Below are 13,167 nucleotides of genomic sequence, written 5' to 3'. Positions count from 1 at the left end.
CTTGGCAGGTCTGGGCCGCCGCAAACGCCAGTAAGTTCAGGACAGGAGGCAGTGGGCAGAGCGGCGGCTGCCCCTTCTCGCAAGGGAACAGGCGTCGGCTGCCTTGCACCCGCAAGGCCAGGTGAGCCGGGACTGCCAGGCGCAGATGCTCTAGACTGATGCTATGCAGCGGCGCTGCGCCTGCGCTCTGCGCTGCTGATTGCCAGCCCCATCACCACCACGCCCACCATTTGCAGCGCTCCCAGTCTGTGGCCAAAATACTGCCAGTCCACCACGATCGCGATTGCCGGGTAGACAAACTGCAGCACCGCAATGCGCCCCGTCGGTAGCCGGGCCATGCCGGTGTAGATCAAGGCATAGGCGGTGGCGGTATGCACCAGGCCCAAGGCAGCAAGCCATGCCCAGGAGGCACCCCAGGCCGGCCAGCCTTGCGTGGCGGGCGCCAGCCACAGCACGGCGCTGCCGACGGCGCATTGCCACCAGGCCAGCACACCGGCTGACATAGCACGCAGGCGCCGCGCAATGACGGTGACCGCAGCGGTCAAAAATGCACCCAGCAAGCACATGCCCACACCCCACCAGTACTGCGGCTGGGCGCCCTGCTGCGATGCGGCCTGCTGCAAAACACCGGTGGCCAGCACCAGCCCGAGCATGGCTAGCGCGACTGCGGCCACCCTGTGCCTGCCCGGCTGCTCGCCCAGGCACAGCGCGCCGAGCAGCAACACCCACATCGGCTGCATATGGAACAGCACCACCGCTACCCCGGCGGAGATGCGCTCCATCGCCGCGAAGAACAGCACCCAGCCGAGCACCATCAAGGCGCTGGCCAGCAGCACCCAGCCCGCCGTGCTGCGCGCCAGCCGCAAAGCATGCAGCTGCCGGCGCCACAGCAGCCAGGCCGTCAGCCCCAAAAGCCCGAATGCGCAGCGGAACCAGGTCGCCGTCAGCGCCCCGGCCTGGGCCATGTGTACAAAAATGCCGATGCTGCCCAGCAGCGCACTGCCCAGCACAAAGGGCAGCAGGCCGCCGAAGGCCTCGCCTGTCGTGGCAGATGCCGTGCGTGACGATGGGTCCATGTTTGCAGCGGTCATGCGCGCTGGCTGGGGATATTGGCTCATGGCCGCCAGTGTGCTGCGCGGGCAACTTATCGAAAAGCGCATAATTCATGCATCAGCTATTCGTTAATCGAAACCTCATGCCCGCAAGCTCGCAAGACCTTCAGATGGATTGGCTCAAATGCTTTGTCGCGGTCGTCGATACCGGATCGCTCTCGGGCGCAGCCGGCGAGGTGCACCGCTCCCAGTCTGCGGTCAGCATGCAGCTCAAAAAACTGGAGGCGGCTGTCGGCCACTGCCTGCTCGAGCGCGACAGCCGCAGCCAGCAACTCACCGCCGAAGGCCAGCGGCTGCTGGGCTATGCGCGGCGCATTCTGGATCTGCACAGCGAGGCACAGTTTGCGCTGCAGGGCGATGCACTGAGCGGCACCGTGCGCCTGGGGGTGCCCGATGACTATGCGGCCAGGTACCTCACGCCCGTGCTCAGGCGCTTTGCCCCCCGCCACAGCGGCGTGGAGATCGTGCTCAGCTGCGAGCAATCGACCGCACTGATTCCCCGTGTGGCAGCTGGCGACCTGGATCTGGCGCTGGTGTCGCGCGACCACGCGCGCCGGGGCACCCTGCTCTTTCATGAGCCCATGGTCTGGGTCGGCTCCGAGCACTTTGCGCTGTGGCGGCGGGACCCGCTGCCCATCGCGGTGTATGAAGAAGCCAGCCTGGCACGACGCGGCGCGCTGCACTCGCTGGCCCTGCAAGGGCGCCAGCACCGCGTGGTCTACAACAGCTCCAGCCTGGCCGGGCAGATTGCGGCGGTGGAGAGTGGCCTGGCCGTTGCGGCACTGACCCAGTGCAGCGCCCCGCCCCATCTGCAGGTGCTGGGCAGCAAGCATGGGCTGGGCCCCTTGGCACCGATGGAGGTCGCCGTCTACCGCAGCAAGGAATCACGGCGCTCCAAGGCGGTAGACAGCTTGTACCAGCTGCTGGTGCATACGCTGAGGCAGGCGCAAGGGCCGGCGTAGTCCCAGCCAAGTGCCGTGGCGAGCGATGAATTTGGAATTCATATAAAATTCATGAATTATTCAAACCCCCTGCTATGCCTAGCCCCTCACCCCAGCCTTTGAACGATCTGCAGCAGGCCATCGAGCGCGTGCTGGCCGGTGGCCCGCGCTCTGGACAGCAGCTGGTAGAGGCGCTGGGCATCAGCCAGCCAACGCTGTCCCGAGCTATTCGCGAACTATCGGCCCGCGTCACCATGTTCCGCGAGCCGGGCCAGCGCACACCCCAGTACGCCTTGCTGCGCAAGCTGCCATTGGGGCTCAAGCCGCGCCAGCGCGTGTACCGCTTTCTCTCCAACGGCCACATCGTTCCCTATGCGGATCTTGAATTTCTCGTGGGTGGCGGCACGCTCGAGCGTGGAGATGCGAGCGCCATTCGCCTCTACGAAGGCCTGCCCCCCTATATGCTGTTTGCTGCGCCATCGGGGTTTCTGGGCCGGCAGCTCGCACAAACGGCAGCCCTGCAGCAGCCCTTCCCCGCCAGCTTGCGCGACTGGAGCGACGACCACCGCATTGCGTTTCTGTTCACCCAAGGGATGAATCTGCCGGGCAACCTGATCTTTGGCGATATCCCTTTGCAGCGGGAAATGGATTTGCTGCGCCAGCCCCGTCCAGAGGCGCAAGACAAGCTCGACGTGTATGTCGCGCTGGCGCAGCAGCTCAAGAACGAATCCTATGGCTCAAGCGCCGGCGGCGAGCAGCCCAAGTTTCTTTGGGTGGCCGAAGACACGGGATCGGTGATCGTCAAGTTCGCGCGCAGCGGCAGCCGCATGGCAGAGCTTCTGCCGCTTGAGCACCTGGCGCTGGCATCACTGGCCAACGTGGGTGTGCCCACCGCCAAGACCCAGCTGCTGGCGCGCGGCGAGTTTGTGTTTTTGGAAGTGCAGCGCTTTGACCGCGTTGGCAAGCAAGGGCGCCTGGGCATGCTCTCGGCCGGCGCCGTCGACGACGAGTTCTTTGGTGCGCGCGATACCTGGCCCGAGTTCGCCGCACGCTGCGTGGACGCAAACTACTTCAGCCCCCAGCATGCCGAGCATGTGGCCGTGATGGCTGCATTCAGCGAGCTCATTGGCAATACCGACCGGCATTTCGAGAACATTTCGCTGCTGATTGGCGACGATGGCGAGTACCTGGGCATTGCCCCGGCCTACGACATCCTGCCGATGCGCTACGCCTCCATCGGCGGCGGGCTGGACCCCGAGCTGGTGCCCATTGAGCCCAAGGTCAGCACCATTGGCGCCATCCCCAAGGTGTGGAGCCTGGCCGCACGTGCGGCCGATGCCTTCTGGGAAGCGGCGAGCGATGCCCAGCTGGCAGCACCGACCTCGGCGGCCATGCGGGCGCTGGCGCTACGCAACCGCGAGGTCGCACGGGCGTTTGCAGCGCCGCTGTTGCCGGGCTAAGGCCCTGGCAGCTCAAGCCCTGCTGGTCAACGTCAGCAAATGCCCGCCTTTGCGGCGCATCTGCCCTACCCACTCATAGACGATGGGCTCCTGCCGGGACACCTGAACCTCGAGCTCGACAATCAGCACGCTGAGCACGGCGGCAAGCTCAACCAGCGCAAAGCTGCGCCCGCCGCAAACCCGCTTGCCCCAGACAAAGCTGGAGATGCTGCCGGTCCCCATGCCAAACCCCTCCTGCAAGGCCGCATCCAGGTCCGGCTTCCAGGGGTCGGGCCGCTCCAGCGCCTTGTGGTTGACGCCCACCAGCGAGACCACCACCACATCCCCGGGCTCAACCTGCAGGTCGGAGAGCTGGTCGCCCTCCTGGGCCAGGCGGGTGATGAATGGCAGCGGCGGATACAGCCGCAAGAGTTCGGCCACAAAACTGCGCAGATCGGCATGCTGCGCGATGGCGCTTTGCAGCGCCTGCCGGTCATGGCCATGCTGGGCGTACACCTGGCGCAAACCCAGGTGCAGCCGCTCTTGCACCTCAGGGTGCGTGGCCAGCAGGTGCAAAGCCCAGCCGACCGAGTAGGACGCGGTGTCGGTACCTGCGCCAAACAGCATGGTCAGCTCTTTTTCAAACGAGAAATCAAAGCCGGGGGCCGTCTCTGCCTGCAGCATGGCCGTCAGCATCGGGCTGCGCGGCACGCTGTCCCCGCGCAGGGTTTGCAAGGCCGCGAAGATGGTCTTGCGCAGCTGCAGGATCTCGCGAATATGCGCCTTGTCGCCCCCCAGGCCCTCTTGCCCGGGTGCCACAAAGGCATAGGCCGAAGCCAGCTCGATCAGGCGCGACGCACTGCCATGGGCCATGGGCAGGCTGGAGAGCTCCACGTCCAGGAACATTTGCGTAAAGATGGACAGCATGCCCTGGTGGATGAGCGCCTCATCGAGCACTTGTGACTGGGGTGCCAAGGCCAGGTGGCGGGCGATGTGCTGGCCATGCAGGGTGCTGAGGGCAAAGGCACGGCTGGCATCGTATTTGCCCAGAAAGGGCTGCGAGAGTTCCTGGCGAAACCGCCAGGGCTCGCCATCATCGGTGAGCCGGGAGTTGCCCGCAACCTGGGTGAACCAGCGAAAGTTCTTCAGGTAGTTGTCGGCATTGCGCCGCATCACCCGGTCCGCGTCATCCAGGTTCTGGATCACGAGCATGCGGCGGCCATCGTGCTGCGGGCGCACGGTATTTTGCCGAGGCCGCTCACGCGCCAGCGCGTACAGATCCTGGCAGAACTGGGAGGAAATATCGGTAGCGCTCATCACCGTGGTGGCCTCGTTTACACCGGCAGTTCAACAATGGCCTGCTTGCCAAAATGCGGACCATCGAGCACCTGCAGCACCGTTTGCGCGGCCTGCCCGGCACTGCGCAGCCGGCCGGCCAGGTGCAGCTGCCTGAACTGGTCGGCGGCGGGAAAGCGCTGCGCAGCCGTCTCGCGCATCTGCAGCTGCATGCCCGTGTCGATCACCCCCGGATGCAGGGCGCAGACCCGGGCACCATGGGCCTTGGCCGCCTCTTCTTGCGCCAGGCAGCGCGTGAACTGGTCCAGGCCCGCCTTGGCCGCGCTGTAGGGCGCCATCGAGGCCACCGCCAGCCGCGCCAGGCCCGACGATATATTGAGCACCTTGCGAACAACCCCCTGGGCAGCGCTGGCCTCGGTGGCCTGCAAAAACGCCGCCGTCAGCAGCATGGGCGCTTCAAGGTCCACGCGCAGCACCTGGCGCAGCGACGACGCGGCCGTCATGGCCACTGGCGCAATCTGCTCGGCCTGTACCGCCGCGTTGTTGATCAATCGGATTTCACGCCAAGGCCTTTGCTGCTCGCCCAACCACTGCGCCAGCTGCGCTGCCACCGGCTGGGCATCGGCCAGATCGGCCTGCCATTGCCACAGGCTTGCGCCCTGCGCGGCGGCCGCTTGTGCCAAGGGCTCGCTGGCATGGCGGGCGATGTGCAAAACGCCGGCCTGCGGCTGCGCCAGCAGCTGCTCGGCCATGGCCTGGCCTAGCCCACGGGTGGCGCCGGTGATGATGGTCAGCACATCGCAAGCGGCCACCGCTAGGCTCCTGCGCGTTGCGCTGCCTTCAATTGCCCCAGCAGATCGGCCAGGTCCCCCACCGTCTTGGCGGGCATGAGGCTGACGGGGTCGATGGCCTGGCCCGACTCCGTCTCCATCGCCACGATGATCATCTCGAACGACAGGCTGTCGATATTGCGCAGGCTCGCAATCGGGTCTTCCAGATGGATGCTTTGCGCAGGAATCAGCAGACTCTCGGCGATGATGCGTTGAATGGCAGCAAGCTGGGGATGGGACATGGTGGCGGAGCCTTTTGGGGTGCTGTTGGGAAAATCGAATCAATCGGGTGCGTCGGAGTCCGCGAGTATCGGAATCAGCCCTTGCTCAAAACGTCGCTGGGTGGCTGCCCGGGCCTTCTTGCCTGACGAGGTATGGCCAATCGATCCATTGGGAACCATGCAGGCGCGCACTGCCGCACCGGCCGCAGCCGTAGCCGCTGCAGCGGCGAGCTTCAAGGCATCGGGCTGGCGCGACTGGCGCAGCGCCTTCTCATGCACGAGCAGCACCAGCGCAGGCAGTCCGCCGGTCAGTTCACGGCATTGCAGCATCAGCATCTGGTCTGGCGCAATCTCCGCATTCTCGCTCGCTGCCGCCTCCACATCCAGGGGCCATACATTGCGGCCATGGATGACCATCAGGTCTTTGCTGCGCCCGCTCACATAGAGCGCGCCATCGGCCAAGACAAACCCACGGTCGCCCGTCTCGATGGCTTGGTCGGCAGCAACAGCGCGCAACTCGCCCGCGCTGAAAAACCCCGACAGCTGCGCCGGCCCTTGGAGCCAGATATCGCCCTCTGTTCCGGCGGGCAAGGGCTGCCCTGCAGCATCGCGCACCTGCAGGGTCCAGCCTGGCAACGGCCGCCCGCAGTTGACCATGGGCTTGGCGCGTGCGTCAGCCACTGGCAGTGCATGCACCACCTGCCTGTCGTCGATGTGGAAATAGCCGCGCAAGCGCTCAAAAGGCGCATCGCTCATCGTCACGGCCAAGGTCGCTTCTGCCAAGCCGTAGCTGGGCTTGAAGGCATCAGGCGCAAAGCCCTGCGGCGCAAACGCCTGGGCAAAGGCCTGCAGTGCTGAACCATCCACATAGTCGCCCCCCACCCCGGCAATGCGCAGCGCATGCAGCCGGGCACCGGGCTCCAGCAGCGCTGCGGACTGCGCCGCCATCTGCCACGCAAAGTTGGGCGCATAGGTAATGGTGCTGCCCCGCGCAGCCATCAAGCCCGGCCACAGATGGGGCCTGCGTGCAAAAGCCGATGGCGCCAGATAGTCCACGCTGACCTGCCCGCACAGCGGGGCCAGCACAAAGCCCACCAGCCCCATGTCGTGGTAGTACGGCAACCAGGAAAAAGCGCGGTCTTCCGCCGTGAGGGCCATACCGGCCTGAAGGATCGCGTCGATGTTTTGCATGAGCGCCGCGTGGGAGATGGCCACCCCCTTGGGCTGGCCGGTAGAGCCCGAGCTGAACTGCACATAGGCAATCGCCTCAGGCGCAGGCGCTGGGGGCAACGGCAGCGCAACGGGGGCGGCATCGGCAGCCGCTGCCGCCAGGTCCTCAAAGGCCAGCAGGGGTACTGCGAGCTGGCGCTCCGCCTGCAGCTGTACCAGCAACTGTTTCGGCCCTATCAGCAGGCCAATGCCTGCCGCTTGGCACATATTGCTCAGCGCCTGGGCATAGCGCGCCACATCCTGCAGCGGACTGGGGGCGGGCAGCGGACATGGCACGCCACCCGCCCACTGACTGGCACACAGGAGCGGTAAGAAATCGGGCCCGGTGGTAGCCACAATGCCCAGCCTCGGCCCCATGCCATCCGGGCGCGCGGCGGAGCGCTCCAAGTGCTGCAGCAGTTGGGCGGCATAGGCACGGGTTTGCTGAAAAACCTGCGCATAGCTGCGTGTGTCCTGCAGCCGGCCCTGGCCATCGAACCAGCACAGCTGCTGACCGGGAAAGGCTGCCGCATATGCCAGCGCCTGCAGCAGATGTGCAAAACCGCCAATTTGCCGCTCAGGCATGGTGGGCTGGAGCCGGGCTCGCTTTTTTGGGCCGCAGGCTCAGGTCCTTGAAGCAGGACAGCACCATCACATCCAGGCGCTTGCCATCCTTGCCGGCAATCTCCTGCTTCAGTGTGGCTTCGTAGACGAAATGCTCGGTGTCGATCAGCGCAAACAGCAGCTTGCGGTTGGTGGTCAGCACGCGAGAGGTGATCTTGTCGATACCGCGGTGGTCAAACATCTCATCGCACAGCGGGAACCAGGACTCCCAAAAAACCTCACGCCCGATCTTGATGTGCGGGTCGGCGCCCAAGGTCAAGGTCGCCACACGGTGCTGGGGCGCGACGCTGAAGTTGTAAAAGCCCAGCAGCTGCCCTTGCGGCTTGCTGAAGATGCCGATCAGAAAATGCTGGACATTGTCAAAGCTCGCGACAAAGGCACGCAGGCCATCGACCGAAAAGTTCAGCGGCGCAAGATTGAGGCCCTGGAGCATCTGCGCATCGTTGAACCACTGGGCAAACTCAGGCGTGACATCGGAGGCCAGCAGGCTGCGGGTCACCAGATGCGGGGTCTCGATATGTACCCGCGCGGCGGGAGCTGCTTGCGCCGCAGCGGGCTGCACGCCGTGCAGCGGAATCCGAAAACCACCTGTACTCATGCCACCACCTCACATGCGCCGTTCAAACCAACCACCGCCTTATCTTATCCATTCTGGCTGCGGTGCAAGACAAGCAGCCGCTCCCAGTTCTGCTGAACGGAGATATGGTGCAAGGCCACCAGCGATGCCCATCCCTTGCGCACCCAGGAGGCCAGCACCGCATCGGGCAGGCGGTGGTAGGCATCCATGTCGACCATCCGAAATCCACCCAAGGTATAGGGCTTGCCGGGTAGCAGCTCCACCGTCGCCTGGCGGTCCACCAGCAACCGGTGGTGTTCCAGCGCCTGCATGAAGGCATAGCTGTGGTTGGCATCGTTTTGGCATTGCTGGCAAAACTGCACGATCTGAGCCAGGGTCTGGTTGGGGTTGCCCTGGTAATCGAAAAGAGGCCGGGCATCGGCATCTTCATGCAATGGCACCAGCTGCTGGGCATGCGGGTCGAACCAGAAACTGGCGTTTTGCCCATCCGGGTCGGGCTGCATCCAGAACGGATAGCGGCGCAGCCATGCCGGCACATAGCTGCCGGCCAGCCATTGCCCTGCAGCATCGACAAACAGGTTGCGCCCCTCCACCAGTGCCGTGATGGCGATGGGGAACCCACTGGCACCGGCTGGCCCGAACACGATGGGGTAATGGGCGCTGGCATGCCAGAACTCCCCCACCCCTAAAGGCACAGCATTGGCCGCCGCAGCGATAGAGAAATGCGCTTGACCGCGCAAGCCCCAGCCCAAGTGAAGGGCAGGATCGAGCGCGGTCAATCCGCGGTAGAACATGGGCACAGCGGGCTGTGCAATGGCTGGGGACATCAGTCAATGAGGGCGATAGGCCAATACCAAGCAGGCAGGGTGGATGCTTAGCCCTGGTCTGACGCACGCCGACGCAGCAGGCGCGATGAGAAGGCGGCAAGCAGTCCCCCCAAGCCCAGCAATCCCAGCCAGGACATCGCAGGCACTGCCGCCGGCGCGATGGGAGGCCCCACATAAGGGATGGATGCCAGGTACCAGTTATTGCCCACTTGCTTGAGCTGGTACTGGAAGCCGCCCACGATCACCGGCGCGGCCAGCGCAAAGCTGTTGGCAGGGTTGGCGCTATCGGCCTGCACCACCAAAATGCCGTTGCCCGTGGTCTGCGCACCTGCACCACCCAGATTGCTGATTTGCAGCAAGGTCGTGCCGCTGATGGTACCGGCAATATGCAGCTTGTCGCTGGCACTGCCATCGCCAGCCAATACCGTATCGAGTTGCACCGTACCGCCGCCTCCGGCCCAGGTACTGGCATTGGCCGTATCGGTGGCGCCAGGCACACTGCCCCCAACCAGCTGCAGCACACCACCGGTCTGCGTCACGGCCCCCAGGTTTTGGTTGGTGCCGCCTTGGGCCAGGGTGCCGCCGGTGATCTTGGTGCTCGTCAAGGCAGGCAGTACGTTCGTCGCGGGCAGCTGCAAAATCCCTCCACGCACATCCAAGCCGCCCGTAAAACCGGACTGGTCTACCGGATAGCCAGTAGCGACTGCAGGAACGCAAGGTGCCTGGCTATCAAACGCCCAGACGGCTGGGTCGAGCGCTGGCAGGCCCGCCAAGCTGGGCGAGATCACGGTCGTTCCCGCCTGCTGCACCAGTTGGCCATTGCCAAGCAGCGGCAGGTTGAAATTCACACTGCTGGTATGGTTGAACCTCAATTGGGCCGTCGACGCTTGCAGAAGAATCTGTGATGCCTCAATCTTGCCCGGCGCGACCGCCGTTGCGGACTCAGAGCCATAGACCACATTGCCAGTGCCCGCAACATTGATGGGGCCCAGACCGCCCTGGAAGGTCTGGGTAAAGTACTGGCCGCCGCCAGATGGCGAGTTGGAATACAGACGGCCCACACCGACTTTCACGGTCGCATCGACCGCGGTCACCAGCGTGCCGCCACTGCCGATCTGCACCTTGCCGATGGAGTGTTCCTGGAGAAGGTTCACCGCAGTGGAGTAGTAGTCGTTGCCGGATTTACCAGCCACGAGAAGCTGTGTACCACTTCCCGTAGCCCGAACCAAGCCCGTTGCGGCATTGTCCGCGCTGATGAGTAATGACGCAGGTGCCAGCGGATACCGCGTAGGATCAGTGGCTTGACAATACCCTTCCGTGCCAGAATAAGTAGCGCCATTGGTCACCAACGATTTGCCACCCTCCAGTACTGTCAAGGCGCCATTGCCGCTGCTGCTTCCCACCGCCAAACCAGTATAAAAATTTGCCCGGTTGGCAAAACCACTGACCGTCGGCTCTACCGTGACTGTGCCTACCCCACTGTCTTTGCCGATAAAGCTAAACGGAAGTAGAGCACCCTTCTCGGCTGCATTTCCATAAACGGGGTTGCCGGATGCCAGCTTTCCGTTGCCCAGAATATCTACTGAGCCAATGCCAGCAGGGCCATCACCCACCGCAAAGTATTTGACAGGATCGGGGGAGGTCGGGTAATTCGCATCCCCCGTCTGAAAGACCAGACCAGCGCCCTCGATCTTGACCTGGCCTTCACCACCGCTTTGGCCGAACACTGTATTTTGCTGAGGTGAACCAAATAACACGCCATTGGGCGAGTTGTATCCGAGCTGCTCCGCCGTCTTGCCCGCCCCCAGCACATCGACAAAACCAGAGCTACCAGCACCCAGCCCCACACCCAAGCCCGTTGTACTCGAGTGCAATCTACCGCCAGATGCAGACACGGGAGGCGCGCTCAGATCAATCGTCAGTGTGCCTGCCCCCCCTGCATCCCCCACACGGAAAAGCGGATCGTTGACCGTCAATGCAGGCATGTCTGGATCAGCGCTGGAGCCAATTCCTAGATACATGGTTTGGAGATCAGCGGTGGCGGTGATATCGAAAATACCTCCGGCGCCGGGCCCATAGCCCACATAAAAGCCGTGAGAGGTGTAGAGGTTTTGGTTGGCGCTGGTTGCATTCCAACTTGCGGCGGGCGACGCCGAGTTGATGACATTGGCACCACCCGCATCAACAGTGCCAAAAAACCAGGCTGCATCCTCAGTGACCTGACCAGGACCGACCCATAAGTTGGCAGCCGCCTGCACCTGCGCAGCACATGTCATCGAAAAGACAAGCATCAACGATTTGCTTATCAGCGTTGGCTTGTGTTTAGTCATGCGTGATGTTCGCATCTGGCATCCCCCCACCCACACATTGAAAAAACATTGCTTGCAAATAGACTTTCTGGACGCAACCAGCGCTATCCACACAATGAATATCAGCAGAGAGTACGATACAAAACGCTACGGGTCAATGATGTTTATCTCGATCTACACCCGTACCTTGATAAATGTCAAGAAGCTAATAACTCAATGTTTTATCTGCAAATTTTTTTGTAGCTGGATGGTCTAAAAAACAGGCAGCTATAGAAGCCAGTACCTTCAAAAGACCCTAATCTCGGGCGAAATCAACAATTTTTTAACACTATTTTGCATTTCAATTCAGGGGTCTATGGAAATGCTCCCGGGGCAAAGCTAAATCCTAAAAATACCCCTGAAACTGCGGTGCGGCCAAGCGGCCTTGCCCTGGCCCCACGGCTACGTGGGCCCATCCCGCCCAAACCGCTCATAAATCGACTGCCCCCCCGACAGCAGATCGGTCTGGATCGCTACGCGCGCCGCATGCGGGTCATTGCGGCGCAGGGCTTCGACTACGGGGTAGTGGTGGTCGATCATGCTGCGGCCCCCTTCGCTGTAGCTCTGGGCGATCAGCGGGCCCATCTTCAGCCACAGGCCGTACAAGATATCGGACAGCAGCGGCATACGGGCCAGCTGGCACAGCGCAAAGTGAAAATTCTGGTTCAGCGCAATCGCCTGGGCAATGTCGCCGCGCCGCACCGCGTCCTCGTTGTGCTGCACCTGCTCGGCCAGGCGCTGCACTTCGTCAGGCGTGGCGCGCACGGCGGCCTGGCTGGCGGCCATGCCTTCCAGCTCCACGCGGATGTTGCGGATCTCCAGGTACTCGTCCAAGGTCAGGCGCCGCACCCGTATATCGCGGGGGCTGAGCATCACCAGCACGCCGTGCTGCACCAGGCGCATGATGGCATCGCGCACGGGCGTCACGCTGGTGCCCATTTGCGCGGCCAGCTCGCGGATCTTGAGACGCTCGCCTGGCAGCAACTGCCCTTTGACCAGCGCCTGCGCCAGCTGGGCATAGATCTGGTCGCCCTTGCTCTCGGTGTTGACGCTCTCGAACCTGTCTGCCATCTGCCATTGCTCCTCGCGATTCTTGTTGTGATGCAGGTCTGCCAAGGCGGTGCTGACCGCCATGCCATGCAGCAAGATGCATCATAAGCCTTCATAGCCGCATGCAGGTTTACCCCGATGCTATTGAGCAAAGTTGCTGTTTAAATCTCTTCACCCCATTTATGATGCATCAAACATCAAATTAAGCAAAACGCTGCCTTGACCGGACTGATCGCCCTCTGCGCCAGTGCTGTCCAAGCAGCGCGCCCTTGCACCACCGGCCGCCGCATTCCATGAACAGCTCCCCTTTTGCCTCTACCGCCTTTGCCGAACCGAATGAAACGGATGCCTTGGCGCAAGCCAGCCAGGCTTTTTTGACGGCAGTGCCCCAGGTCAGCGCTGAACAGGCGCAGGCATTGGCCTGGGAGGCCTATGGCATCCAGGGCAATGCGCAACCCCTGTCCGGAGAGCGGGACCGCAACTTTCTGGTCCGCACAGCCGATGGCAGCGCCGTGACCCTCAAGTTCATCAGCGCGGCCGAATCCTTGGCAGAAACAGAGATGCAGATAGCGGTGCTCAAGCACCTGGCAGGCCGCTGCGCCGTGCCGGTTCCACTGCACCATCCGCTGCGACTGCCCACCGCTACCCAAGCCAGCGCCAGCGCCCACACCCGCCCCCCCACCGGCCCCGAAA

General features: G+C 63.2%; 12 protein-coding genes. 3 read left to right on the top strand and 9 right to left on the bottom strand.

The genetic code is table 11. The features are described from left to right. Positions 1–161: 161 nt before the first annotated feature. Positions 162–1,091, bottom strand: coding sequence for an EamA family transporter (locus H928_RS0111735; protein WP_027010857.1), 930 nt, complete (start codon positions 1,089–1,091; stop codon positions 162–164). A gap of 131 nt (positions 1,092–1,222) precedes the next feature. Here H928_RS0111735 and H928_RS0111730 point away from each other — a divergent pair, with 131 nt between their 5' ends. Next, the gene (locus H928_RS0111730; RefSeq protein WP_239644941.1) at positions 1,223–2,074 is read left to right on the top strand and encodes a LysR family transcriptional regulator; all 852 of its coding nucleotides are present in this window, start codon (positions 1,223–1,225) and stop codon (positions 2,072–2,074) included. Positions 2,075–2,148: 74 nt separating this feature from the next. Next, on the top strand, positions 2,149–3,513 hold the full coding sequence (locus H928_RS0111725) for a HipA domain-containing protein (RefSeq protein WP_084635774.1): 1,365 nt from the start codon (positions 2,149–2,151) through the stop codon (positions 3,511–3,513). 12 nt (positions 3,514–3,525) lie between these two features. Here H928_RS0111725 and H928_RS0111720 read toward each other — a convergent pair whose 3' ends face one another. From H928_RS0111720 to H928_RS0111680, 8 genes are all read right to left on the bottom strand, one after another. Then, the gene (locus H928_RS0111720; protein ID WP_021026680.1) at positions 3,526–4,809 is read right to left on the bottom strand and encodes a cytochrome P450; all 1,284 of its coding nucleotides are present in this window, start codon (positions 4,807–4,809) and stop codon (positions 3,526–3,528) included. 17 nt (positions 4,810–4,826) lie between these two features. Continuing rightward, the gene (locus tag H928_RS0111715; RefSeq protein WP_027010856.1) at positions 4,827–5,600 is read right to left on the bottom strand and encodes an SDR family NAD(P)-dependent oxidoreductase; all 774 of its coding nucleotides are present in this window, start codon (positions 5,598–5,600) and stop codon (positions 4,827–4,829) included. A gap of 2 nt (positions 5,601–5,602) precedes the next feature. Continuing rightward, positions 5,603–5,860, bottom strand: coding sequence for an acyl carrier protein (locus H928_RS0111710; RefSeq protein ID WP_021026678.1), 258 nt, complete (start codon positions 5,858–5,860; stop codon positions 5,603–5,605). Positions 5,861–5,899: 39 nt separating this feature from the next. Further along, positions 5,900–7,633: an AMP-binding protein gene (locus H928_RS27360; RefSeq protein WP_021026677.1), complete on the bottom strand. Its 1,734-nt coding sequence runs from the start codon at positions 7,631–7,633 to the stop codon at positions 5,900–5,902. Then, positions 7,626–8,270, bottom strand: coding sequence for a GNAT family protein (locus H928_RS27355; protein WP_052329935.1), 645 nt, complete (start codon positions 8,268–8,270; stop codon positions 7,626–7,628). Before H928_RS27355 ends, H928_RS27360 begins: the two co-directional genes overlap by 8 nt. A gap of 44 nt (positions 8,271–8,314) precedes the next feature. After that, positions 8,315–9,076: a SapC family protein gene (locus H928_RS0111695; protein WP_027010855.1), complete on the bottom strand. Its 762-nt coding sequence runs from the start codon at positions 9,074–9,076 to the stop codon at positions 8,315–8,317. Between the two features lie 47 nt (positions 9,077–9,123). After that, on the bottom strand, positions 9,124–11,406 hold the full coding sequence (locus H928_RS30780; RefSeq protein ID WP_158400523.1) for an autotransporter outer membrane beta-barrel domain-containing protein: 2,283 nt from the start codon (positions 11,404–11,406) through the stop codon (positions 9,124–9,126). Positions 11,407–11,826: 420 nt separating this feature from the next. Next, positions 11,827–12,495 carry a GntR family transcriptional regulator gene (locus tag H928_RS0111680; RefSeq protein ID WP_027010854.1) on the bottom strand — a complete coding sequence of 223 codons (669 nt, stop codon included), beginning with the start codon at positions 12,493–12,495 and terminating at the stop codon, positions 11,827–11,829. 272 nt (positions 12,496–12,767) lie between these two features. Here H928_RS0111680 and H928_RS32865 point away from each other — a divergent pair. Further along, positions 12,768–13,167 (top strand): phosphotransferase (locus tag H928_RS32865; RefSeq protein ID WP_204366305.1); only part of this gene is annotated, 400 nt, incomplete at its 3' end.

Origin of the sequence: Comamonas sp. B-9, from assembly GCF_000410635.1 — a bacterium.
In the GTDB taxonomy this organism is placed as follows: Bacteria; Pseudomonadota; Gammaproteobacteria; order Burkholderiales; family Burkholderiaceae_C; genus Comamonas.
Note: the sequence above shows the minus strand (reverse complement) of the source record. Positions and strands in the feature narration are given on the sequence as shown.